24 protein-coding genes are annotated in these 21,541 nt (G+C 69.5%); 17 read left to right on the forward strand and 7 right to left on the reverse strand.

Going from position 1 to position 21,541, the window contains the following annotated elements; genetic code table 11:
• Positions 1–22 precede the first annotated feature (22 nt).
• The 3 genes from ligA (at position 23) to F3S47_RS19640 (ending at position 4,585) form a co-directional block, all read left to right on the forward strand.
• Positions 23–2,278 (forward strand): NAD-dependent DNA ligase LigA, encoded by a 2,256-nt coding sequence (gene ligA, locus F3S47_RS07450; RefSeq protein ID WP_150444614.1) that lies wholly within the window; start codon positions 23–25, stop codon positions 2,276–2,278.
• Positions 2,275–4,365 carry an ATP-dependent DNA helicase RecG gene (gene recG, locus F3S47_RS07455; protein ID WP_150444615.1) on the forward strand — a complete coding sequence of 697 codons (2,091 nt, stop codon included), beginning with the start codon at positions 2,275–2,277 and terminating at the stop codon, positions 4,363–4,365. The genes ligA and recG overlap by 4 nt, the downstream gene beginning before the upstream one ends.
• Positions 4,366–4,462: 97 nt before the next feature.
• Positions 4,463–4,585 carry a hypothetical protein gene (locus F3S47_RS19640; protein WP_263405979.1) on the forward strand — a complete coding sequence of 41 codons (123 nt, stop codon included), beginning with the start codon at positions 4,463–4,465 and terminating at the stop codon, positions 4,583–4,585.
• 221 nt (positions 4,586–4,806) lie between these two features.
• Here the strand turns inward: F3S47_RS19640 and F3S47_RS07460 are convergent, their stop codons facing one another.
• Entirely contained in the window at positions 4,807–5,259 is a 453-nt protein-coding gene (locus F3S47_RS07460) for an iron-sulfur cluster assembly scaffold protein (protein WP_150444616.1), read from the reverse strand.
• Between the two features lie 67 nt (positions 5,260–5,326).
• Between F3S47_RS07460 and hisI the strand changes: the two genes are divergently transcribed.
• A complete protein-coding gene (hisI, locus tag F3S47_RS07465; RefSeq protein ID WP_150444617.1) occupies positions 5,327–5,704 on the forward strand; it encodes a phosphoribosyl-AMP cyclohydrolase in 378 nt (125 codons plus the stop codon).
• Here the strand turns inward: hisI and F3S47_RS07470 are convergent.
• Both F3S47_RS07470 and F3S47_RS07475 read right to left on the reverse strand, forming a co-directional pair.
• On the reverse strand, positions 5,701–6,327 hold the full coding sequence (locus F3S47_RS07470; protein ID WP_150444618.1) for a thiamine phosphate synthase: 627 nt from the start codon (positions 6,325–6,327) through the stop codon (positions 5,701–5,703). The genes hisI and F3S47_RS07470 overlap by 4 nt on opposite strands.
• 62 nt (positions 6,328–6,389) lie before the next feature.
• Entirely contained in the window at positions 6,390–6,719 is a 330-nt protein-coding gene (locus tag F3S47_RS07475; protein ID WP_150444619.1) for a TfoX/Sxy family protein, read from the reverse strand.
• A 69-nt stretch (positions 6,720–6,788) separates the two neighbouring features.
• On the opposite strand from F3S47_RS07475, the gene F3S47_RS07480 reads away from it, so the two are divergent.
• The 3 genes from F3S47_RS07480 (at position 6,789) to F3S47_RS07490 (ending at position 10,210) form a co-directional block, all read left to right on the forward strand.
• A complete protein-coding gene (locus tag F3S47_RS07480) occupies positions 6,789–7,526 on the forward strand; it encodes an RNA methyltransferase (RefSeq protein WP_150444620.1) in 738 nt (245 codons plus the stop codon).
• Between the two features lie 63 nt (positions 7,527–7,589).
• Complete coding sequence (gene ctaA / locus F3S47_RS07485) at positions 7,590–8,738, forward strand: heme A synthase (protein ID WP_150444621.1); 1,149 nt, start codon at positions 7,590–7,592, stop codon at positions 8,736–8,738.
• Positions 8,735–10,210 (forward strand): carboxypeptidase M32, encoded by a 1,476-nt coding sequence (locus F3S47_RS07490; RefSeq protein WP_150444622.1) that lies wholly within the window; start codon positions 8,735–8,737, stop codon positions 10,208–10,210. Before ctaA ends, F3S47_RS07490 begins: the two co-directional genes overlap by 4 nt.
• Before the next feature lie 4 nt (positions 10,211–10,214).
• On the opposite strand, the gene F3S47_RS07495 is transcribed toward F3S47_RS07490, so the two are convergent.
• On the reverse strand, positions 10,215–11,327 hold the full coding sequence (locus tag F3S47_RS07495; RefSeq protein WP_150444623.1) for a Ppx/GppA phosphatase family protein: 1,113 nt from the start codon (positions 11,325–11,327) through the stop codon (positions 10,215–10,217).
• Positions 11,328–11,562: 235 nt separating this feature from the next.
• Here F3S47_RS07495 and F3S47_RS07500 point away from each other — a divergent pair, with 235 nt between their 5' ends.
• The 6 genes from F3S47_RS07500 (at position 11,563) to glpK (ending at position 16,807) form a co-directional block, all read left to right on the forward strand.
• Positions 11,563–11,859: a virulence factor gene (locus tag F3S47_RS07500; RefSeq protein ID WP_150444624.1), complete on the forward strand. Its 297-nt coding sequence runs from the start codon at positions 11,563–11,565 to the stop codon at positions 11,857–11,859.
• A gap of 29 nt (positions 11,860–11,888) precedes the next feature.
• The gene (locus F3S47_RS07505; RefSeq protein ID WP_150444625.1) at positions 11,889–12,809 is read left to right on the forward strand and encodes a methylenetetrahydrofolate reductase; all 921 of its coding nucleotides are present in this window, start codon (positions 11,889–11,891) and stop codon (positions 12,807–12,809) included.
• A complete protein-coding gene (locus F3S47_RS07510; protein WP_150444626.1) occupies positions 12,809–13,468 on the forward strand; it encodes an HAD family hydrolase in 660 nt (219 codons plus the stop codon). The genes F3S47_RS07505 and F3S47_RS07510 overlap by 1 nt, the downstream gene beginning before the upstream one ends.
• Complete coding sequence (locus tag F3S47_RS07515; RefSeq protein ID WP_150444627.1) at positions 13,465–14,424, forward strand: methyltetrahydrofolate cobalamin methyltransferase; 960 nt, start codon at positions 13,465–13,467, stop codon at positions 14,422–14,424. The genes F3S47_RS07510 and F3S47_RS07515 overlap by 4 nt, the downstream gene beginning before the upstream one ends.
• Positions 14,425–14,455: 31 nt before the next feature.
• On the forward strand, positions 14,456–15,178 hold the full coding sequence (locus F3S47_RS07520; RefSeq protein WP_150444628.1) for an RlmE family RNA methyltransferase: 723 nt from the start codon (positions 14,456–14,458) through the stop codon (positions 15,176–15,178).
• 144 nt (positions 15,179–15,322) lie between these two features.
• Complete coding sequence (glpK, locus tag F3S47_RS07525) at positions 15,323–16,807, forward strand: glycerol kinase GlpK (protein WP_150444629.1); 1,485 nt, start codon at positions 15,323–15,325, stop codon at positions 16,805–16,807.
• A gap of 3 nt (positions 16,808–16,810) precedes the next feature.
• Here glpK and F3S47_RS07530 read toward each other — a convergent pair whose 3' ends face one another.
• The gene (locus tag F3S47_RS07530) at positions 16,811–16,999 is read right to left on the reverse strand and encodes a hypothetical protein (RefSeq protein ID WP_150444630.1); all 189 of its coding nucleotides are present in this window, start codon (positions 16,997–16,999) and stop codon (positions 16,811–16,813) included.
• Positions 17,000–17,183: 184 nt separating this feature from the next.
• Between F3S47_RS07530 and fabZ the strand changes: the two genes are divergently transcribed.
• Positions 17,184–17,654, forward strand: a complete 471-nt coding sequence (gene fabZ / locus F3S47_RS07535) for a 3-hydroxyacyl-ACP dehydratase FabZ (protein WP_150444631.1) — start codon at positions 17,184–17,186, stop codon at positions 17,652–17,654.
• Complete coding sequence (gene lpxA, locus F3S47_RS07540) at positions 17,651–18,433, forward strand: acyl-ACP--UDP-N-acetylglucosamine O-acyltransferase (RefSeq protein WP_150444632.1); 783 nt, start codon at positions 17,651–17,653, stop codon at positions 18,431–18,433. The genes fabZ and lpxA overlap by 4 nt, the downstream gene beginning before the upstream one ends.
• A 28-nt stretch (positions 18,434–18,461) precedes the next feature.
• On the opposite strand, the gene aac(6') is transcribed toward lpxA, so the two are convergent.
• Positions 18,462–18,899, reverse strand: coding sequence for an aminoglycoside 6'-N-acetyltransferase (aac(6'), locus tag F3S47_RS07545; RefSeq protein WP_150444633.1), 438 nt, complete (start codon positions 18,897–18,899; stop codon positions 18,462–18,464).
• Between the two features lie 93 nt (positions 18,900–18,992).
• Complete coding sequence (locus F3S47_RS07550; RefSeq protein ID WP_150444634.1) at positions 18,993–20,171, reverse strand: phosphoglycerate kinase; 1,179 nt, start codon at positions 20,169–20,171, stop codon at positions 18,993–18,995.
• A 125-nt stretch (positions 20,172–20,296) separates the two neighbouring features.
• On the opposite strand from F3S47_RS07550, the gene F3S47_RS07555 reads away from it, so the two are divergent.
• Together F3S47_RS07555 and F3S47_RS07560 are read left to right on the forward strand one after the other, a co-directional pair.
• Positions 20,297–20,803 (forward strand): peptidylprolyl isomerase, encoded by a 507-nt coding sequence (locus F3S47_RS07555; RefSeq protein ID WP_150444635.1) that lies wholly within the window; start codon positions 20,297–20,299, stop codon positions 20,801–20,803.
• A 61-nt stretch (positions 20,804–20,864) separates the two neighbouring features.
• Complete coding sequence (locus F3S47_RS07560; protein WP_150445036.1) at positions 20,865–21,485, forward strand: peptidylprolyl isomerase; 621 nt, start codon at positions 20,865–20,867, stop codon at positions 21,483–21,485.
• Positions 21,486–21,541 lie beyond the last annotated feature (56 nt).

Here is a 21,541-nt window from a genome sequence, read left to right on the forward strand (position 1 = left end):
CGAAGCCAGGTGTGGAGGCGGCATGGGCGCGGATCGGCCGGTCGAGGATCTGACGAAGCAGGAAGCGCAGGAGGAGCTCGCCCGCCTCGCCGATGCGCTCTCGCAGGCGAACCGCGCCTACCACGTCGAGGATGCGCCAGAGATCAGCGACGCCGAGTACGATCGGCTGAAGCGCCGGAATCTCGACATCGAGGAGCGTTTTCCCGACCTGAAGCGGGAGGACAGCCCCTCCGAGCAGGTGGGCGCCGCCCCGGCCGAGGGTTTCGGCAAGATCACCCACGCCGTGCGGATGATGTCGCTCGCCAACGCCTTCGAGCCCGAGGACCTGCGGGAGTTCGACCGCTCCATCCGCAAGTACCTGGGCCTCAAGGACAGCGATACGCTGGCCTATACCGCGGAGCCCAAGATCGACGGCCTCTCGCTCTCCCTGCGCTACGAAGCGGGAGAACTCGTGCATGCCGCCACGCGCGGCGACGGCGAGACGGGCGAGAACGTGACCCGCAACGCCCTGACCATCGACGACATCCCCCGCCGGGTCGCCGGCGCGCCGGAGGTCCTCGAGGTCCGCGGCGAGGTCTACATGAGTCACGCCGACTTCGAGGACCTCAACGCCCGCCAGGCGGAGGCCGGGGGAAAGACCTTCGCCAACCCGCGCAACGCCGCCGCCGGGTCGCTCCGCCAGCTCGACCCCTCGGTCACCGCGACCAGGCCGCTGCGCTTCTTCGCATATTCCTGGGGGGAGCTGTCGGAGCGTCCCTTCGCCAGCCAGACGGAGGCCATGGCGCGATTCCAGGAGTGGGACTTCGAGGTCAATCCGCTGTCGGAGCGGTGCGAGGACGTGGAGGGCCTTCTCGACCACTACGCGAAGATCGAGGCGGAGCGCGCGACGCTCGGCTATGACATCGACGGAGTGGTCTACAAGGTCGACGACCTCGCTCTGCAGGACCGGTTGGGCTTCCGCTCCACCACGCCCCGGTGGGCCATCGCCCACAAGTTTCCGGCCGAACTGGCCTGGACGCAGCTCGAACGGATCGAGATCCAGGTCGGCCGCACCGGAGCGCTCAGCCCCGTGGCGCGTCTCACTCCGGTCACCGTGGGCGGGGTCGTCGTCTCGAATGCGACGCTTCACAACGAGGACTATATCGCCGGGCGCGATGCCTCCGGGAGTCCGATCCGGGGTGGCAAGGATATCCGCGAGGGCGACTGGGTGCAGGTCTATCGGGCCGGAGACGTGATCCCGAAGGTCGCCGACATCGACCTGGATCGCCGTCCGAAAGACGCGAAACCCTACGCCTTTCCGACCACCTGCCCCGAATGCGGCTCGGAGGCGATCCGCGAGGAGGGCGACGCCGTGCGTCGCTGCTCCGGCGGGCTGATCTGCCCGGCGCAGGCGGTGGAGAAGCTCAAGCACTTCGTCTCCCGCCAGGCCTTCGACATCGAGGGGCTCGGCGCGCGCCAGATCGAGATGTTCTGGCACGACGAGACCCTGCCGATCCGCGAGCCCGCCGATATCTTCACCCTGGCCGAGCGCGACGCGAAGACCGTCTCGAAGCTGAAGAACCGCGAGGGCTACGGCGAGAAGAGCGCCGAGAACCTCTTCGCCTCCATCGAGGAGCGGCGAACCATCCCCCTGAGGCGGCTGATTTTCGCCCTGGGTATCCGGCACGTCGGCGAGGTGGCCGCGGGCGATCTCGCCCGGCACTTCGGCACCTGGGAGGCGCTGGTGCGCACCGTCGATGCCGCCGGACCGGCAGCGCTGCGCTACCAGGAGGCGGAGCAGGCCGTCCTTGCCGAACGCAAGCAGGCCGCGGAGGAGGGCCGCCGGGCCCGCGCCTCGGAGACACGCGACCGCGTCTGGGCCGATCCTCCGCTCCCCGAAGAGGCGCGCGCCGCCTGGGACGAGATCGTGGGTATCGAGGGCCTCGGCGCGACCCTCGCGCAGTCGCTGGTCACCACGATGACCCAGAAGGAAGAGCGCGAGTCCATCGACCGCCTCGTCGCGCTGCTCGAGGTCGAGGAGGCCGAGCAACCGGTGAGCGACAGCCCCGTCGCGGGCAAGACGCTCGTCTTCACCGGCACGCTGGAAAAGATGACCCGGCAGGAGGCCAAGGCCCGGGCGGAGGCGCTGGGGGCCAAGGTCTCGGGCAGCGTCTCGGCCAAGACGGATCTCGTCATCGCCGGGCCCGGCGCGGGGTCCAAGGCCAAGAAGGCCGCCGAGCTGGGGATCGAGACGATCGACGAGGACGCCTGGATCGCGCTGGCCGGGCAGGGCGGATGAGCGGGCGGCCGGAGCCGCTCTGGCCGCTCTTCGGCGGCCTCGAGACGCTCGATGGGATCGGTCCCAAGACCGCGAAGACCCTCGCGGACTCGGGCATCGAGACGCCGCGCGACGTGCTGATGACGCTGCCCTATTCGGGCATCGACCGCCGCAGGCGGGCGGGGCTTCACGAGGTCACGCCGCCCGAGACCGCGACGCTGGAGGTCGAGATCGGGCGGCATCATCCCGCGCCCTCGCGCGGGCGCCCCTACCGGGTCACCGTCTCGGACGGGCGGACGGAGTTCCAGCTCGTCTTCTTTCACGCCAAGGGCGACTGGATGCGCCGCCAGCTGCCGACCGGCCAGCGCCGCGTCGTCTCCGGCAAGGTCGAGCTCTTCGACGGCGTCGCCCAGATGGTGCACCCCGACCATATCCTCGCGCCGGAGGAGGCGGCGGACCTGCCGGCCTTCGAGCCGGTCTACCCGCTGCACGGCGGCATCACCCAGAGAGTCATGATGCGCGCGGCGCAGTCGGCCGTCCGCCTCGCGCCGGAACTGGCGGAGTGGATCGACCCGGGCCTCCAGGGCGCGCGCGGCTGGCCCGCCTGGCATGCCGCGGTCGAGGCGGTCCATGCCCCCACGGGCGGCGCCAATCTCTCTCCGGCCGACCCGGCGCGAGAGCGCCTCGCCTACGACGAGCTCTTCGCCCACCAGCTGACTCTCGCCCTCGCCCGCTCCTCGCTGAAGATGGGGCCGGGACGGTCCACCGTCGGGACGGGCGCGCTGCAGCAAAAGGTCCTCGCCGCGCTGCCCTACGACCCCACCGGCGCGCAGAGTCGCGCCATCGGCGAGATCACCGCCGACATGGCCTCGCCCAAGCGCATGAACCGCCTGCTGCAGGGCGACGTGGGCGCGGGCAAGACGCTGGTCGCCTTCATGGCGCTGCTGGTCGCGGTCGAGGCGGGCGGGCAGGGCGTGATGATGGCCCCCACCGAGATCCTCGCGCGCCAGCACCTCGAGGGGCTGGAACCCCTCGCCGCCGACGCGGGCGTCCGGCTGGAGCTGCTCACCGGCCGCGACAAGGGCGAGACGCGGGCGCGCAAGCTCGCGGCGCTGGCCTCGGGCGAGATCCAGGTGCTCGTGGGCACTCATGCCGTTTTCCAGAAGGACGTCGTGTTCCACGATCTCCGCCTCGCCATCGTGGACGAGCAGCACCGCTTCGGCGTCTCCCAACGGATGGAGCTGGGCGCCAAGGGCGCGAAGACCGACGTGCTGGTCATGACCGCCACGCCGATTCCCCGCTCGCTCAGCCTGGCGCAGTACGGCGACATGGACGTCTCGGTGCTCGACGAGAAGCCGCCGGGGCGCAAGCCGGTCACCACGGCGCTCGTTTCCGCCGGACGGATGGACGAGGTGGTGGACCGCCTGCGAAAGGCCATGACCGAGGGGCGGCAGGCCTACTGGGTCTGCCCGCTCGTCGACGAGAGCGAGAGCTCCGATCTCACTGCCGCCGAGGCACGTTTCAAGACCCTGCGCGCGGCTCTGGGAGAGGGGGCCGTGGGCCTCGTCCACGGCCAGATGCCGCCCGCCGACAAGGACGCCGCCATGGCGCGCTTCGTCGCCGGCGAGACCGGCGTCCTGGTGGCGACCACGGTGATCGAGGTCGGGGTGAACGTGCCCAATGCCTCGATCATGGTGATCGAGGGCGCCGACAGCTTCGGGCTCGCCCAGCTTCACCAGTTGCGCGGACGCGTCGGCCGGGGCGAGGCGCAATCGACCTGCCTGCTCATGTACGCCCCTCCGCTGACCGAGGGCGGCAGGCGGCGGCTCGAGATCCTGCGCGAGACGGAGGACGGCTTTCGCATCGCCGAAGAGGATCTCGCCATGCGCGGCGCGGGCGATCTCATCGGCACCGCGCAGTCCGGCCTGCCGCGCTTCCGCATCGCGGATCTCGAACGCCAGGCGGCCCTCATGGAGACCGCGCAGAGCGATGCGCGAAAGCTGCTCAACGACGATCCGCCGCTCGAGAGCCCGCGGGGACGGGCGGCGCGGCACCTCCTCTGGCTCATGGGGCAGGACCGCGCGATCCGGCTGATCTCGGTCGGCTGACCCCCTTTGTTCTCCGATGTTCTCAAAAAGTTCTTTACAGAAGCGGGGCGATATGAGAACAAAAGGGCAACGGACGGAACGCCAGCCGGAGGACGCCATGACCCAGGACATCAGGACCGCCATTCAACGGTCGAAGGAAACGATCCTCGGGGACGCCATTGGCGCTCTTTCCATCGCGGTGATGCTGCTCGTCGGTCTCTCCCTGCCCGGATTGACCTGATCTGCCCGAGCCTCTCGTGCCGGAGGGCCCCGCGCTTCCCCCTGCCCACACAGGGACGCGCCTGTCCGGCCTGATCTGCCTGTCCAAGGCCTGACCGGGACCTGCCTCTCCCGATCGGCCCTCCGGACCCCAACACGAGACGGCCTCTGCCTGCCGCCGCCGTGCCATCCCGGGCATGTGCGGCGGTTTTCTTTTTCGGGATGGTCGGGAACGGCGGGGGGTCAGCCGGTCTGGGCGACCTTCGCCTCTTCCATCGCCGCCAGCGTCGCCTCGAGCGCCAGCATGATCGAGGCGTGGCGATTCTTGTAGTCGCGCGCAGGCTCCAGAACCTCCAGCCCCTCGAAGGGCGGAGAGGGGACGGGGCCGTCCTCTTTGAGCATCGCCAGCAACTCGTCGCGGCCCCGGCGCACCTCGTCCTCGGTGAGCCCCACCACGTTCGCGCCGACGACCGACGCGCTGGCCTGGCCCAGCGCGCAGGCTTTCACGTCCTGGCCGTAGTCGGTGATCTTTCCGTCCTCGACGACAACGTCCACCGTCACTGTCGAGCCGCAGAGCGGCGAGCGTTTGCGCGCTGTGCCCGTGGGAGAGGCCAGCCGCTCCGTGCGCGGCATCTCGGCGGCCAGTGCGAGAATGCGGCCGGAGTAGAGCTTGATCAGATCGGCGTCCGAGGACATGGCGTTGCCTCCCGTGGCAGTGACCCCGTAGATAGGCGCAACAGCCGCCCGATCAAAGGACGAAACGATGGCCTTCGACCCAGAGACCCTGCGCTACAACGACGCCGGACTGATCCCCGCCATCGCCCAGGAGGCCGAGACCGGCGAGGTCCTCATGATGGCCTGGATGAACGCCGACTCGATCCGCATGACGCTCGAGGAAGGGCGTGTGGTCTATTGGTCGCGGTCCCGGGCGAGCTTCTGGCGGAAGGGCGACACCTCGGGCCACGTCCAGGACCTCGTCGAGATGCGCGTGGACTGCGACCGGGACTGCCTGCTTCTGCTGGTGCGCCAGGCCGGTGCCGCCTGCCACACGGGCCGGCGGAATTGCTTCTACACCGCTGTCCGCGAGGGGGATGAGGTGGAAATCCTCGAGCCCGGAGAAGGGCTTGCGCCGCAGACCTAAGGTTTTGCCGCAAGCAGAGCGGTCAGCGCCGCCGCGGCATCGTCCTGCGTCCAGATCTCCTCGCCGATGCCAAAGAAATCCGTGACGGGCCAGAGGCTTCTGACCGTTTCCTCGTCCAGCGCGCCCTCGGCCACGACCGGCACCTCGATCATGTCCGACCACCACTCGAAGATGTCCCGTTCCGCGCGCGTCCCGTCGCCCAACGCGGTCACGCCCACGGGGCCGAAGCTCACGTAGTCGGCGCCCGCTTCCGCCGCGGTCATGCCGTCGTGGCGCGAGGTGCCGCAGAAGGCGCCGATGATGGCGTCGTCTCCGAGCTCCTTGCGCATGGCCCGCACCGACCGCGCCCCGTCCGTCAGGTGCACCCCGTCGAGCCCCAGCCGCTCCGCCAGGAGTGCATGGCGTTCGATCACGAGCGCGACATCGCGGGCGTGGGTGACTTCGCGCAGCGCATCCGCGGCGCGGGAGAGCCGGTCCTCGTCGTGGGTCGCCAGCGCCAGCCGGACGCAGGCGACCTCCTCGGCGTCGAGGCAGGCGGCGAGCCGGTCGGGGAAGGTCGAAAGCTCGAACTCCGGCGGGGTGACGAGGTAGATCTGCGGCTGCTCGGGGGTGTCGTCCGTCATCGGGGTCTCGTCTCGGCTATGGCGCGTAACCTTGCCGCCCTAGCAGGGAAATCGCGGGTTGGCTACTTGGCCGGAAGGCTTTGGACATTGGCCAGGGCGAGGTCAAGCAGCCGCAGCCTGAGACCGTCGTCGGCCATGGCCTCGGGCGCGACCTCGACGATCCCGCCCATGGGCCGGCCCGTGCGCGCCATGGGGATCACGCCCTCCAGCGTCAGCGGCTCGTCCTCGCGGGGTTTTCCGACGCGGTACATCCCGTGGTCGGCCATTACGCCGCAGAGCATGTGACCCTCCAGCATGAAGCAGAGCCCGCCGAACATCCGCCGCTCGGTGATCCCCGCCCGATCGCCTAGATCCTCGCGCAGCATGTCCGCGAGGCCCTCGTCGTAGGCCATGAGCGCTCTCCTTGTGTCCCCGGCAGGGCCAGCGTATCACACCGCCGCCCCAGCCGATGAGCCCATTCCATGCGCAGCGACATTCCCGTGACCGTGCTGATCCGCCCGCAGATGGGCGAGAACATCGGGGCGGCCGCGCGCGCCATGTGGAACTTCGGGCTGGACCGGATGCGCGTCGTCGCGCCGCGCGACGGCTGGCCGAACCCCAAGGCGGTCGCCATGGCCTCGGGCGCGGGCCGCGTGCTGGACGAGGCGCAGCATTACGACGATCTCGATGCCGCCATCGCCGACTGCACCCATGTCTACGCCACCACCGCGCGGCCCCGCGAGCTGACCAAGCCCGTCATGACGCCCGAGGCCGCCATGCGCGACGCCGCCGCGCGGATCGCGGCCGGAGAGCGCGTCGCCGTCATGTTCGGACCCGAACGCGCGGGCATGGAGAACGCCGACATCGCGCGTGCCACCACTATCGTGACGGTGCCCGTGAACCCCGAGTTTCCCTCGCTCAACCTCGCGCAATGCGTGCTTCTCATGGGCTACGAGTGGCGCCGCGCGACCGAGGAGGCGCCCGAGACGCGGCTCGAGGGCCAGCGCACCGAGCTGGCCGAGCGGCAGGAAATCGACGCCCTCGGCGCGCACTGGGAAGAGCGGCTGGACGAGGCCGGTTTCTTCTACCCCGAGACCAAGGCCGAGGGGATGCGCCAGAACCTGCGCTCGCTCCTGGCGCGGCTGCCCCTCACGAGGGCGGACGTGCAGATGCTCCACGGGGTGATGCGGCAAATGGTGCGCTGGAAGGACCGGGGCTGACGCGCGGCTTGCCCGGGTGACGCGCCCGGCATAGCTAGCGCCCGAAGGACGAAGGATAGCGGAATGGCCGAGAAAAGACGCGCGATCTTCGAGGAAGTTCAGACCGGCGAGCGGCAGAAGGCGGCCGAGACCGGCGCCATCGACCGGGCGGGGCAGGGCGCTCGCGGGGCGATCCGGGTCTGGCTCATGGTGCTCTTCGCCCTCGTGGCCCTGATGATCGCGGTGGGCGGCATGACGCGGCTCACCGACAGCGGTCTGTCGATCACCGAGTGGGCCCCCGTCACCGGGGCGATCCCGCCGCTCAACGAGGCCGACTGGCAGTCGGAGTTCGAGGCCTACCAGCAGATCCCGGAATACCGCGAGCAGAACGCCGGCATGAGCCTCGGCGAGTTCAAGGCAATCTACTGGTGGGAATGGGGCCACCGGCAACTGGGCCGGGTCATCGGCCTCGTGTGGGCGGTGGGCTTCGTCTATTTCCTCGCCACCAAGAAGATCCCGCGCGGCTGGACCGGGCGGCTGCTCTTCCTCGGCGCGCTCGGCGGGCTGCAGGGGGCGATCGGCTGGTGGATGGTGTCCTCGGGGCTCGAGGAGGGGATGCTCGACGTCGCCTCCTACCGGCTCGCCACGCATCTTGGCCTCGCCTTCGCGATCCTCGGGCTCATCGCCTGGTACACCTTCCGCCTCGCGCGGCGCGAATCCGATCTGCTGCAGGCCCGCCGCAGTTCCGAGCGCAAGCTCTGGGGCGGGGCGACCGGGCTGCTGCACCTGGCCTTTTTGCAGATCCTGATCGGCGCTCTGGTCGCGGGCATCGACGCGGGCCGCGCCTTCCCGACATGGCCTTCCATGGGCGGCGGATTCTTCCCGCCGGATCCGTTCCAGCTCACCCCGGTCTGGCGCAACTTCTTCGAGGACGCGGGCCTCGTGCAGTTCGTGCACCGGATGACCGGCTACATCCTCGCCATCCTCGGGGTGGTGGTCTGGCTCCGCGCCCGGCGCTCGCCCAACCTCCGGACCCGCTTCGCCTTCAACGCGATGCTGGCGATGATGGCGGTCCAGATCCTGCTGGGCATCGTGACCGTCCTCTATTCCGCCCCTTGGCACATCGCGATCCTGCACCAGATCGGGGCCGTCGTGCTCTGGGTGCTGATCCTGCGCGGGCGCTTCCTCGCCCGCTATCCCCTGCCGCAATCCGTGAGAGGACCCTCCGCATGACCCCATTCGAGCAGCTCATGGCGTACCAGCGCGAAACGGCGGCGCTGGAGCAGGTCGCGGGCCGGCTCGGCTGGGACCAGGAGACGGTGATGCCCCGCGGCGCGGCCGACCAGCGGGCCGAGGAGATGGCGGCGATGGAGGGCGTGCTGCACGCCCGCCGCGTCGATCCCCGCGTCGGCGACTGGCTCGCGGCGATCGAGGAGACCTCTCTCGACGACACCGGCCGCGCCCAGCTCCGCCACATCCGCCGCGATCACGAGCGGGCGACCAGGGTCCCCGCCCGGCTCTCGGCCGAGATCGCGCGCGTGACCTCCAAGGCGCAGCGCGTCTGGGCCGAGGCGCGCGCCAAAGACGATGTGGCCCACTTCCTGCCGATCCTCGAGCAGGTCGTCGCGCTCAAGCGCGAGGAGGGCGCCGCGCTTGCCGCCGAGGGCGACGTCTACGACGCCATGCTGCAGGACTACGAACCCGGCATGACCGGCGCCGCGCTCGACGAGCTCTTCGGCGCGCTCCGTCCCCGGCTGGTCGCGCTGCGCGAGGCGGTGCTGGCAAAGCCCGAGCCGCAGGGCGTCAGCGGCACCTTCGACGAGGGCGTGCAGATGCGGCTCAGCCGCAAGATCGCGCAGGTCTTCGGCTACGACATGAAGCGGGGCCGCGTGGACAAGGCCGTCCACCCCTTCTCCTCGGGCTCGGGGCTCGACGTGCGCATCACCACGCGCACCGCGCCCACTGACCCGTTCAACTGCATCTACTCCACGATCCACGAGGTCGGCCACGCCAGCTACGAGCAGAACGTCGATCCGGCCTACCTGCTCACGCCGCTGGGGCAGGGCGTCTCCATGGGCGTGCACGAGAGCCAGAGCCGCATCTACGAGAACCAGCTCGGACGCAGCCGCGCCTTCACCGATTACCTCTTCCGCGAGATGCGGGACGCCTACGGCGAGCTCGGCCTCGTCGACCCCGAGGCCTTCTACGTCGCCGTGAACCGGGTTCAGAAGGGCTACATCCGCACCGAGGCAGACGAGGTGCAGTACAACCTGCACATCCTCCTGCGTACCGACATCGAGCGCCGCCTGATCTCGCGCGAGCTCGAGGTGAACGACCTCGAAGAGGCCTGGAACGCCCGGTTCCTCGCCGACTTCGGCTACCCCGTCGACCGCCCCTCGAACGGCGTCCTGCAGGACGTGCACTGGTCGGTCGGCCTCTTCGGCTACTTCCCGACCTACACCTTGGGCAACGTCTACGCGGGCTGCCTCAACGAGGCGCTGCGCCGCGACGTGCCGGACCTCGACGCGCGGCTGGCCGAGGGCGAGACGGCCCCGGCGACCGACTGGCTGCGCGAGAACCTGCAGCGCCACGGCGGCCTGCGCGAGCCGCGCGACACCATCGCCGCCGCCTGCGGCGCGGAGCCCTCCGAGGGGCCGCTGCTAGATTACCTGGAAGCCAAGTTCGGCAGCATCTACGGGCTCTGAAAGCTCAGAAGGGCCCGTCCTCCAGCACGCCGTCCGCGGACATCTGCGCGTAGAGCAGCCCCTCGCGCAGCCCGCGGTCGGCGACCGAGAGACGGTCGGTGGGCCAGAGCCGCATGAGCGCCTGAAGGATCGCGGCCCCCGACATGATCAGCGCGTGCCGGTCCTTGCCGATCCGCGGATCGTTGCGCCGCCCCTCCGGGCCGAGGGCCAGGTAGCCGCGGATCACCGCGTCGATCTGCTCGGTGGTCATCCGCAGCCCGTCGACCTTGGTCCGGTCGTAGCGGCGCAGCCCGAGGTGCGAGGCGGCCACCGTGGTGACGGTCCCCGAGGTGCCGATGATCTGGAAGCCCTTCTTCATCTGCTCCGCGGCGTAGGGTGCGAATTCCGCGAGATTTTCCTCGAAGTACCAGGACATCAGCGCGAAGCGCGCCGCGTCGTCCTCCACGTCGCGGAACTGGTCGCGCAGCGTGGCGACGCCCAGCGGCACCGAGATCCAGTCCACCACTTTCGCGACGGGGAAGGGCCCCGGGTCCTGCCTGAAGCCGGTGTGCAGACGCATGATCGCCTTGGGGCGGTCGGAATGCGGCACCTTCGTCAGGTCGATCCAGACGAGCTCGGTCGAGCCGCCGCCGATATCCACCACGAGCAGCTGGTCCGTCCGCGTCGAAACCAGCGGCGCGCAAGAGATGACGGCGAGACGCGCCTCTTCCTCCGGCTCGATGATCTCCAGCTTCAGTCCCGTCTCGCGCTTGACCTGCGAGATGAACTGGTCGGCGTTGGTCGCGCGGCGGCAGGCCTCGGTCGCGACGAGCCGCATGTGCTTCACCTCGTGCCGGCGCAGCTTCTGCATGCAGATGCGCATCGCCGCGATGGTCCGGTTCATGGAGGCACGGCTGAGACGCCCCGACCGCTCGAGCCCATAGCCGAGCTGGACGGACTTCGAGAAGCTGTCGATCACATGGAACTGGCTGCCCTTGGGCTGGGCAATCAACATGCGACAGCTGTTCGTGCCGAGATCCAGGGCCGCATAGAGCGTGTCCGGATCCGGCGGTGCCGGTGCGGGGCTCTCGACCGGTTGTGGGAAAGCGCCCGCACCCTTGGGACGCTTGGGCGCCATCAACACGCCCTCCGATCTGGTGTTGCTCGGAGTGTGGGGGATGCGACGTCGGAAGACAAGCTTTGTCACACCGTAACGCCGCGGCGCAGAGCAACGGTTTGCGCTTCCGCGGGGGCTTTGCGATACCTTTCGTCGCGCGCCCCCCGCGTTGTGTCGAAATCAGGCGATGGGAGCGGGCGCTCAGGGCGTATGAGGCCCGGAAGAACGGCCGCCGAGGGGGCGGCGAGGAGGCAGCTTGGCGCAGGTCACGATCGTCTACTGGCGCGACATTCCCGCGCAGGTCATCGCCGGGAAAGGCCGCCGCGGCGTTAAGATACCGCTGCCCGAACGTTTCGAGCAGGCGATCGACCGCGCCGCCATGAAAAGTGGCGCCGCCGAGACGGACGACTATCTCGCGGAGTGGCGCAAGGCGCCCGCGATCGAGGTTCCGGGCGACGACAGGGAGGCGGCCGAGGCCGAAGCGGCCCGGATCGACGCCGAGTACGACACCGAGCGGCTGAAGTCGCTCATCGGGAATGACGGCCGCGCGTGACGCGAGGCCAGCGCATCAGGGAGGCCCTTATGGCTCTGCTCAACTTCCGCCGGAAGGCGGCCCCCGCCGGGGCGGATTTCGACAGTTTTCTCCAGGGATATTCCATCGAGGTGATGCCCCGCACCGCCGCGAAGGTCGAGGATTTCCGGGCGATCCTCCCACAGGGCACGCGCGTCTACATCGCCCACATCGAGGGCACCCCGATCGAGGAGATGGTCGAGACAGCCAAGCGCATCTCGGGCGAGGGCTTCGACGTGATGCCGCACTTCCCGGCCCGGATCATCAAGGACCGGACGATGCTCGCCGACTGGATCGACCGCTACCAGGGCGAGGCCGGCATCGACCAGGCGCTCCTGCTCGCCGGTGGCGTGAAGGACCCCCACGGTGACTACCATTCCTCCATGCAGCTGCTGGAGACCGGTCTCTTCGACGACCGCGGCTTCAAGCGCCTGCATGTCGCCGGCCACCCCGAGGGCAACAAGGACATCGACCCCGACGGTTCGACCGCCCAGGTCGACGAGGCGATCCGCTGGAAGCAGGATTTCTCGCAGCGCACGGACGCGGAGATGGCGCTCGTCACACAGTTCGCCTTCGACGCGAAGCCGATCATCAAGTGGGTCGACAGCCTCAAGGCGGCGGGCGTCACCCTGCCGGTGCACATCGGCATCGCCGGCCCGGCCAAGCTCCAGACCCTCATCAAGTTCGCCGTCGCCTGCGGGGTCGGCCCCTCGATGAAGGTCCTGCAGAAGCGCGCGATGGACGTGACCAAGCTGATGCTGCCCTACGAGCCGACCGACGTCGTCCGCGAACTCGCCGCGCACAAGGCCGCGAACCCCGACTTCGGGATCGAGCAGGTCCACATCTTCCCGCTAGGTGGCATCAAGACCGCGGCCGAGTGGGTGCGCGACAACACCCAAGAGGCCGGACGGCCCGCCGCGGCCAGCGCCTGATGGCGGCCCTGCTCTTCGACCTCGACGGGACCATGCTGGAGACCGATCCGCTGCACGCGGCGGTCTTCCGCGAGATCTTCGCCGAGCGGGGCAGGGAGATCGACGACGGGTTCTACACCCGCGAACTGCACGGCCGGCTCAACGCCGACATCTTCGGCGAGCATTTCCCGGACGAGGACGCAAGCGCGCTCGCCGATGAGAAAGAGGCCCGTTTCCGCGAGCGGCTCGGCAGCCAGGCCGAGCCCATGCCGGGCCTGCGTGCCCTGATCGGGCGCGCGGAGCAGGAGGGCTGGCCCATGGCCGTCGTCACCAACGCGCCGCCCGAAAACGCCCGCGCCATGCTCGCGGCGATCGGGCTGGACGGGCGCTTCGACACCATCGTGCTGGGCGACGACTGCCCGCGCGGCAAGCCCGACCCGTACCCCTACGCCGAAGCCATGCGCCGCCTGGGCGTCCGCGCCGAGCGGACCGTCGCCTTCGAGGACAGCCGCGCCGGCGTCACCTCCGCCTCGCGCGCCGGGGCCTGGACGGTGGGCCTGCGCTCCAGTCTCGACGATGCCGCGCTGCGCGACGCGGGCGCGCGCCTCACGATACGCACCTACGAAGACCCCGACCTCGACACCGCGCTCGACACGCTGAAAGGAGCCCCCGCCCAATGACCCGCACCATCGTGGAGTCGAAGACCAAGACCGCCATCATCGGGTTCGACGAGCCCTTCTGCGTCATCGGCGAGCGGATCAATCCGACCGGCCGCAAGAAGCTGGCCGCCGAGCTGGAAGCGGGGGATTTCTCGACGGTCGAGAAGGACGCGCTGGAGCAGGTCGCCTGCGGCGCCACGATGCTCGATGTGAACGCGGGCGTGGTCTACAACTCGAACCCCAACCCGAACGAAACCGAACCGCCGCTCATGACCAAGATGATCGAGCTGGTTCAGGGCCTCGTCGATGTGCCGCTCTGCATCGACAGCTCGGTCCCAGGCGCGCTGGAGGCCGGTCTCGCGGCCTGCGAGGGGCGGCCGCTTCTGAACTCGGTTACCGGCGAGGAGGACCGGCTCGAGCTCGTCCTGCCGCTGGTCAAGAAATACAACGTCCCGGTCGTGGCGATCTCCAACGACGACACCGGCATTTCCGAGGATCCCGACGTCCGTTTCGCAGTCGCCAAGAAGATCGTCGAGCGCGCCGCCGATTTCGGCATCCCGGCGCATGACATCGTGGTCGATCCGCTGGTGATGCCCGTTGGCGCCATGGCGACGGCCGGACAGCAGGTCTTCACTCTCGTCCGCCGCCTGCGCGACGAGCTGGGCGTGAACACCACCTGCGGCGCCTCGAACATCTCATTCGGCCTGCCGCACCGGCACGGCATCAACGCCGCCTTCCTGCCCATGGCCATCGGCGCGGGCATGACCTCGGCCATCATGAACCCGGTCCGCCCCGTCGAGATGGAAGCGGTGCGCGCGGCGAACTTCCTGATGAACCACGATGCCAACGGGGCCACCTGGATCGGCTTCAGCCGCGTTCTGGACGCCGTCGAGGCCGGCACGCCCTATCCCGAGGCCGCCAAGGCCGCGATGGAGGCGGGCTCCGGCCGCGGCGGCCGCCGCCGTCGGAGGGCTTGAGGCCGGGGGCGAAACCCCTCATCTAGGCTGAATGGCGAAGCGCACACGAAAATCATCCGGCCGCGGACAGCGGGACCTGACCGTCAAGGTCAAGACCGCCCGCGGCCGCAAGATGTCCTCGACCCTCTGGCTGCAACGCCAGCTCAACGACCCCTACGTGAAGCGGGCGAAGGCCGAGGGCTATCGCGGCCGCGCCGCCTTCAAGATCCTCGAGCTCGACGACAAGCACCGGTTCCTCGTGCCCGGCGCCCGCGTGGTCGACCTGGGCTGTGCCCCGGGCGGCTGGAGCCAGGTGGCCGTCCGCCGCGTGAATGCGCTCGGAGAGAAGACCGACAAGAAGATCGGCCGCGTCATCGGCGTGGACCTGCAGGAGGTCGAGCCGATTCCCGGCGCGGAGATCCACCAGCTCGACTTCATGGAGGACGGCGCCGACGACAAGGTGAAGGCCTGGCTCGGCGGCTCCGCCGACGTGGTGATGTCCGACATGGCCGCCTCCGCCTCGGGCCACAAGCAGACCGACCACCTGCGCATCGTCGCGCTCTGCGAGGCGGCTGCGGAATTGGCCTTCGACGTGCTGGAGGAGGGCGGCACCTTCGTCGCCAAGGTGCTGGCCGGCGGAGCGGAGGGCTCGCTGCAGACCCTGCTCAAGCAGAGGTTTACCTCCGTGGCCAACGTGAAGCCCCCGGCGAGCCGCTCGGATTCCGCGGAAAAGTTCGTCGTCGCAATAGGATACCGCGGTCGGGCGGCGGAGTAGGGACCTCCCCGACACCACTCGCGACCGTTAATCTGAGTTAATTCAAGCGTTTCGCGCGCGAAACATTCGGACCGCGCAGCGGCGGGCCGGTTGCTTGCCATGCTCGGGCGCGCCCGGCATCTTGCCGGCCAAAGGGAGGCGCGCATGACCTATATTCTCGCCATCGACCAGGGCACCACCTCGAGCCGGGCGATCCTCTTCGACGAAGAGATGCGTCCCGCCCATTCCGCGCAGGAGGAATTCCCGCAATACTTCCCGCGCTCCGGCTGGGTCGAGCACGACGCGGGCGAGATCTGGGAGTCCGTCCTCTCCACCTGCCGCGCCGTGATGGAGAAGGCCGGGGCCACCGCCTCGGACATCGCCGCCATCGGCATCACGAACCAGCGCGAAACCGTCGTCGCCTGGGACCCCGAGACCGGAGAGCCCGCGGGCCGTGCCATCGTCTGGCAGGACCGGCGCACCGCCGCCTTCTGCCGCGAGCTGACCGATGAGGGCTTCGAGGCCGAACTCACCAAGCGCACCGGCCTCCTCTCCGATCCCTACTTCTCGGGCACCAAGCTCAAGTGGCTGCTGGACGAACGCGAAGGCGCGCGGGAGGCGGCCCGCGAGGGGCGGCTGATCTTCGGTACCGTCGACAGCTGGCTGATCTGGAAGCTCACCGGCGGCAAGCGCCACGTCACCGACGCCACCAACGCCGCGCGCACGCTGCTCTACAACATCCGGGAAGGACAGTGGGACGAGACGATCCTGCAGCGCTTCGACATTCCGGCCGAGATGCTGCCCGAGGTCCTCGACTGCAACGCCGAGTTCGGCACGACCGAGCCCGACCTCCTCGGCGGCGAGATCCCGATCCGGGGCGTGGCGGGCGACCAGCAGGCGGCGACCCTCGGGCAGGCGTGCTTCGAGCCGGGCATGTTCAAGTCGACCTACGGCACGGGCTGTTTCGCGCTGCTCAATACCGGCTCCGAGCTGGTCGAGAGCCGCAACCGGCTGCTCGGGACCATCGCCTACCAGCTCGACGGCGAAGTGACCTACGCCATCGAGGGCGCGATCTTCGTGGCCGGCGCCGTCGTGCAGTGGCTCCGAGACGGTCTCGGACTGATCGAGAGCGCGGGCCAGAGCGCGGAGCTCGCCGAGAAGGCCGACGACGGACAGGAACTGATCCTCGTGCCCGCCTTCACTGGCCTGGGCGCCCCCTACTGGGATGCCGAGGCACGCGGCGCGGTCTTCGGCCTCACCCGCAGCTCGGGGCCCGCCGAGTTCGCCCGGGCGGCGCTCGAAAGCGTGGGCTTCCAGACCCGCGATCTGTTGGAGGCGATGCGCGACGACTGGCCCGATGCGGGTGAGGCGACGCTGCGGGTGGACGGGGGGATGAGTGCCTCGGACTGGGCGATGCAGTTTCTCGCCGACATCACCGGCGCACCGGCGGATCGTCCGGAGGTCCTGGAGACGACGGCGCTCGGGGCCGCCTGGCTCGCCGGGCATGCGGCTGGGGTCTATCCCGACCGTGCGGGCTTCGCAGCAAAATGGGCCGCCGACCGGAGGTTCGAACCGCGGATGCCCGAGGAGGAACGCGCCCGCCGCTACGCGGGCTGGACCGACGCCGTGCGCCGGACCCTGACGTCCTGAGCGTCAGATATCGAGGGGGCAGATCTCGCGCCCGTGTGGCAACTTGGTCAGCATGGCGCCCGCGCCGGTGGTGACGATGTCGTAGCCGTAGCCGCGCAGGCGGTGGCGCCACTCCCGGTCCGAGACGCAGCGGGCGCGTTCGTCCATGACGAAATGGAGGATGTCGTCGGTTGTTGTCTTCGTGCGGTCCATGAAGTGCTCCGTACTGGGCGTTGACCTATGGTCAGTCTGCGCGGGCCGCTGTGGAAAGAATTTCGCGGGCCGGGGGCATTTTCGGGGCAGTCACCGGCGGATTGCGGCACGGATCGCCGGGGGGGCGCGGCTTGCTCCCCCCGGATCCGGTTGCTAACGAGACGCGGACGCCACGGAGGATCCCATGACAGACGAAGCCCCGCCGACTGAGGCCGACATCCAGCTCATCCAGGCGATCCTGCCGCACCGCTATCCCTTCCTGCTGGTCGACCGGGTCGTGGGCATCGAGGGCACGGCCAAGGCCACGGGCCTCAAGAACGTCTCGATGAACGAGCCGCATTTCCAGGGGCACTTCCCCGGCCAGCCGATCATGCCCGGCGTGACCATCGTCGAGGCCATGGCCCAGACCGCCGCCGTCATGGTCGGCACGACGCTGGGCCTGACCGAGGGCAACCTGCTCGTCTATTTCATGGGCATCGACGGCTGCAAGTTCCGCCGCAAGGTGATCCCCGGCGACCAGCTCCGCATGGATATCGAGACCACGCGCGGCAAGCCCGGCGGCAAGGTCTGGCGCTTCAAGGGCCAGGCCACGGTCGAGGGAGAGCTGGCCTGCGAGGCCGAGTTCACCGCGATGATGGAACTGCCCGCGCAATGAGCATGATCCATCCCTCCGCCGTCATCGAGGAGGGGGCCGAGATCGGCGCGGGCTGCCGGATCGGCCCGTTCTGCGTCGTCGGCGGGGACGTCCGGCTCGGGCCCGACGTGGAGCTCAAGTCCCACGTCGTCCTCACCGGCCGGACCAAGGTGGGCGAGGGGACGGTGATCTTTCCCTTCGCGGTCGTGGGAGAGATCCCTCAGGACCTGAAGTTCTCCGGCGAGGAGACGCGCCTCGTGATCGGGGCGCGAAACCGCATCCGCGAGCATGTCACGATCAACGCGGGCACCGCCCACGGCGGCGGGATCACCCGGATCGGCGACGACGGGCTCTTCATGGCGGGCTGCCATATCGCCCATGACGTCCAGGTCGGTGACCGGGTGATCGTCGTGAACCAGGCGGCGGTCGCCGGCCACTGCGTCATCGAGGACGACGTGATCATCGGCGGGCTCTGCGGCATCCACCAGTGGGTCCGCATCGGCCGCGGGGCGATCATCGGCGCGGTGACCATGGTGACCAAGGACGTGCTGCCGCACGGGCTGGTGCAGGGACCGCGCGGGGTGCTCGACGGGCTCAACCTCGTGGGGCTGAAGCGCAAGGGCGTCGCGCGAGAGGACATCACCGCGCTGCGCGCCGCCTTTCAAACCCTGCGCGACGGCGAGGGCACCTTCGCCGACCGCGCGAAGCGGCTGAAGGGGGAGACCTCCTCGTCCTACGTCGAGGAGATGGTCGACTTCATCCTGGGCGACACCGATCGGTCCTTCCTCACGCCCGGCTGAGCCGGGGAGCCGGGACACGGGGCATCGCCTAGAGCCGCATCCGGAAGAAGACCACGCGGCTCGTCTCCTCGAAGCCCGAGGCCTCGTGAAAGGCATGGCTCGCGGTGTTTGCGAGTTCCGCGTCCGACCCGAGCTCCGAGCACCCGATCTCCCGCGCCCAGTCGCGGACCGCAGCCAGCAGCCGGCGGCCGATCCCGTGGCCCCGGTCCTCCGGGTTGACGTAGATCCCTTCCAGGAACGCCACCGGAGATGTGTCGCAGCCGTCCACATGGTCCCGGCGGAGCGATGCCTCTGCGAAGGCGCGGGGCGGGACGCCTTCGAGAAAGGCGATGGACTCGCCTCGCGGTCTGGCGAGCAGCTCGGCGATCTCTGATCGGTGCACATCGAGGGACGTGTCCTTCCAGAGCCGGGCCCGCAGACCTGCCCAGACCTCGGTATCCTCCTGAGTGGCGATCCGGAGCGTCATTCCCGAAGAGTGCCCGCCGTCCGCACCCACGGCAACAAGAAGCCCCCGCGGATCACCGCGGGGGCCCTCATCGTCACTGGTTGTTGGGGCCGATCACCCCAGCGCCGCCACGCCCGGAAGGGTCTTGCCTTCGAGCCATTCGAGGAAGGCGCCGCCGGCGGTGGAGACGTAGGAGAAATCCTCTGTCACGCCCGCGTGGTTCAGCGCCGAGACGGTGTCGCCGCCGCCCGCGACGGAGCGCAGCTTGCCGGCCTTGGTCAGCTCGGCGGCGGTGCGGGCGGCCTCCACGGTGGCGCGGTCGAAGGGCTCGATCTCGAAGGCGCCTAGTGGGCCGTTCCAGACGAGGGTCTTCGCGCGCTCCAGGACCTGCGCGACATGGGCCACGCTGTCGGGGCCCGCGTCCAGGATCATCGCGTCGGCGGGGCAGTCTTCGACCTTGACCACCTCGCTCTCGGCGCCGGCCTTGAACTCCCGAGCCACGACCACGTCGCGGGGCAGCAGGATCTCGCATCCCGTCTCGGCGGCCTTCTTGGCGATCTCTCGTGCGGTCTCGGCGAGGTCGTGCTCGCAGAGGCTCTTGCCCACGTCGATGCCCTGCGCGGCGAGGAACGTGTTGGCCATGCCGCCGCCGATCACCAGCATGTCGACCCGCTCCACGAGGTTCGACAGCAGGTCGATCTTGGTGGAGACCTTCGCCCCGCCCACGACGGCCGCGACGGGTCGGTCGGGGGTGGAGAGGGCGGCCTCCAGCGCCGAGAGCTCGGCGGCCATCAGGCGGCCTGCGCAGGCGGGCAGGAGGTGGGCCAGCGCCTCGGTCGAGGCATGGGCGCGGTGGGCGGCGGAGAAGGCGTCGTTGCAGTAGACGTCGCCGAGCGAGGCGTAGTGCTCTGCCAGCGTGCGGTCGTTCTTCTCCTCGCCCGGCTCGAACCGGGTGTTCTCCAGCAGCACGACGGTGCCCCCGGGCGTCGCCTCGACCGTCTGTGCGGCGTCGTCCAGCGTCGAGAAGCGGACCTCGCAGCCGAAGGCCTCGGTCAGCGCGGGCACGAGGCGGCCCAGCGACATCTCGGGGACGACCTTGCCCTTGGGGCGGCCGAAGTGGGCGAGCAGCACCGGCACGGCGCCCGCGTCGAGGATGTCGCGCACGGTGGGCACGATCCGGTCGATCCGGGTCGTGTCGGTGACGCGATCCCCCTCCATCGGCACGTTGATGTCGACGCGGGTGAGCACGCGCTTGCCCGCGATGTCCATGTCGTCGAGGCTCTTCCAGGCCATCGGCAGTCCTCCGTTCAATTCGGTCCGTGCTTGGGCCTTTCCGTTGCGGCGGTCAACCGGCCCGCCTTGGCAACGCGGCCCCCCGGCCCTAGGCTCCGCGCCAGCATTGAAAAGGACGACTACCCATGGCCGAGATCAAGGATCCCGAGAACACCATTGTCATCGAGCTCAAGGACGGCACCGTGACCGTCGAGCTTCTGCCGGACATCGCGCCCGGACACTGCACCCGGATGAAGGAACTGGCCCGCGAGGGCGCCTACGACAACGTGGCCTTCCACCGGGTGATCGAGGGTTTCATGGCCCAGACGGGCGACGTCGAGCACGCCAACATGGAGAAGGACTACAACCCGCGCCGGGCCGGGACCGGCAGCAGCGACAAGCCGGACCTTCCGGCCGAGTTCAGCCGCATCCCGCACGACCGTGGCACGATCGGCGCGGCGCGTTCGCAGAACCCGAACTCGGCCAACTCGCAATTCTTCATCAACTTCAGCGACAACCACTTCCTCAACGGCCAGTACACGGTCTACGGCCGGGTCATCGAGGGGATGGAGCACGTCGACGCCATCACCCGGGGCGAGCCGCCGGCGAACCCCGACCGGATGATCTCGGTGAAGGTCGCCGCGGATGCTTAACCGCATGATCCTCGTGGTCCTCGTGCTGATCGGCGCGGCGGCCGCGATCTACTTCTTCGTCATGCCCGAGCGGTTCACCGTGGCCAACGCGCCCGAGGCTCCGAACCTGGAGGCGGGCGACTGCGCCTTGGAGGAGGCGCTCGACACGGCACAGGGCGCGGAGTCCACGGCGGCGGGCGAGCCCGGGCCCTGGCTCGCGCTCTGCATCGCGGGGCAGGCACAGGGCGACGTGGTGATCGACCTCAACGAGCAGGCCGCGCCGCAGCATACCGAGCGGCTGGTCACGCTGGCCGAGCAGGGCGCCTACGACCAGGTGGTGTTTCACCGCGTGATCGAGGGCTTCATGGCCCAGACAGGCGACGTCGAGTTCGGCAAGGCGGGGAGCGATCTCGGCCGCGCCGGGGGCGGCGGGTCGGAGATGCCGGACCTCGAGGCGGAGTTCTCGGATATCCCCTTCGAGCGCGGCGTCGTCGGCATGGCCCGGACGCAGGATCCGGATTCGGCGAACTCGCAATTCTTCATCATGTTCGACAGCGCCTCGCACCTGGACGGCTCCTACACCGTCGTGGGCGAGGTCGTGGCCGGCATGGAGGTGGTCGACCAGATCCGCCGCGGACGGGGCTCCAGCGGAGCCGTGACCGAGAACCCCGACGCCATCGTCGAGGCGCGGGTGCGCCAGTAAAGCTCGAGCCTCGCGCGGCCCGTCACGGTTGCGCGAGGCTCTTGGCGGGACGGCTG

The sequence above is a fragment of the Histidinibacterium aquaticum genome, assembly GCF_008710275.1.
Classification (GTDB): Bacteria; Pseudomonadota; Alphaproteobacteria; order Rhodobacterales; family Rhodobacteraceae; genus Oceanicola; species Oceanicola aquaticus.

What these genes read in the sequence shown, in the direction of transcription:
- ligA (WP_150444614.1), top strand. Translation starts at nt 23, where the DNA reads ATGGGCGCGGATCGGCCGGTCGAGGATCTGACGAAGCAGGAAGCGCAG.
- recG (WP_150444615.1), top strand. Translation starts at nt 2,275, where the DNA reads ATGAGCGGGCGGCCGGAGCCGCTCTGGCCGCTCTTCGGCGGCCTCGAG.
- F3S47_RS19640 (WP_263405979.1), top strand. Translation starts at nt 4,463, where the DNA reads ATGACCCAGGACATCAGGACCGCCATTCAACGGTCGAAGGAAACGATC.
- F3S47_RS07460 (WP_150444616.1), bottom strand. Translation starts at nt 5,259, where the DNA reads ATGTCCTCGGACGCCGATCTGATCAAGCTCTACTCCGGCCGCATTCTC.
- hisI (WP_150444617.1), top strand. Translation starts at nt 5,327, where the DNA reads ATGGCCTTCGACCCAGAGACCCTGCGCTACAACGACGCCGGACTGATC.
- F3S47_RS07470 (WP_150444618.1), bottom strand. Translation starts at nt 6,327, where the DNA reads ATGACGGACGACACCCCCGAGCAGCCGCAGATCTACCTCGTCACCCCG.
- F3S47_RS07475 (WP_150444619.1), bottom strand. Translation starts at nt 6,719, where the DNA reads ATGGCCTACGACGAGGGCCTCGCGGACATGCTGCGCGAGGATCTAGGC.
- F3S47_RS07480 (WP_150444620.1), top strand. Translation starts at nt 6,789, where the DNA reads ATGCGCAGCGACATTCCCGTGACCGTGCTGATCCGCCCGCAGATGGGC.
- ctaA (WP_150444621.1), top strand. Translation starts at nt 7,590, where the DNA reads ATGGCCGAGAAAAGACGCGCGATCTTCGAGGAAGTTCAGACCGGCGAG.
- F3S47_RS07490 (WP_150444622.1), top strand. Translation starts at nt 8,735, where the DNA reads ATGACCCCATTCGAGCAGCTCATGGCGTACCAGCGCGAAACGGCGGCG.
- F3S47_RS07495 (WP_150444623.1), bottom strand. Translation starts at nt 11,327, where the DNA reads ATGGCGCCCAAGCGTCCCAAGGGTGCGGGCGCTTTCCCACAACCGGTC.
- F3S47_RS07505 (WP_150444625.1), top strand. Translation starts at nt 11,889, where the DNA reads ATGGCTCTGCTCAACTTCCGCCGGAAGGCGGCCCCCGCCGGGGCGGAT.
- F3S47_RS07510 (WP_150444626.1), top strand. Translation starts at nt 12,809, where the DNA reads ATGGCGGCCCTGCTCTTCGACCTCGACGGGACCATGCTGGAGACCGAT.
- F3S47_RS07515 (WP_150444627.1), top strand. Translation starts at nt 13,465, where the DNA reads ATGACCCGCACCATCGTGGAGTCGAAGACCAAGACCGCCATCATCGGG.
- F3S47_RS07520 (WP_150444628.1), top strand. Translation starts at nt 14,456, where the DNA reads ATGGCGAAGCGCACACGAAAATCATCCGGCCGCGGACAGCGGGACCTG.
- glpK (WP_150444629.1), top strand. Translation starts at nt 15,323, where the DNA reads ATGACCTATATTCTCGCCATCGACCAGGGCACCACCTCGAGCCGGGCG.
- F3S47_RS07530 (WP_150444630.1), bottom strand. Translation starts at nt 16,999, where the DNA reads ATGGACCGCACGAAGACAACAACCGACGACATCCTCCATTTCGTCATG.
- fabZ (WP_150444631.1), top strand. Translation starts at nt 17,184, where the DNA reads ATGACAGACGAAGCCCCGCCGACTGAGGCCGACATCCAGCTCATCCAG.
- lpxA (WP_150444632.1), top strand. Translation starts at nt 17,651, where the DNA reads ATGAGCATGATCCATCCCTCCGCCGTCATCGAGGAGGGGGCCGAGATC.
- F3S47_RS07550 (WP_150444634.1), bottom strand. Translation starts at nt 20,171, where the DNA reads ATGGCCTGGAAGAGCCTCGACGACATGGACATCGCGGGCAAGCGCGTG.
- F3S47_RS07555 (WP_150444635.1), top strand. Translation starts at nt 20,297, where the DNA reads ATGGCCGAGATCAAGGATCCCGAGAACACCATTGTCATCGAGCTCAAG.
- F3S47_RS07560 (WP_150445036.1), top strand. Translation starts at nt 20,865, where the DNA reads ATGCCCGAGCGGTTCACCGTGGCCAACGCGCCCGAGGCTCCGAACCTG.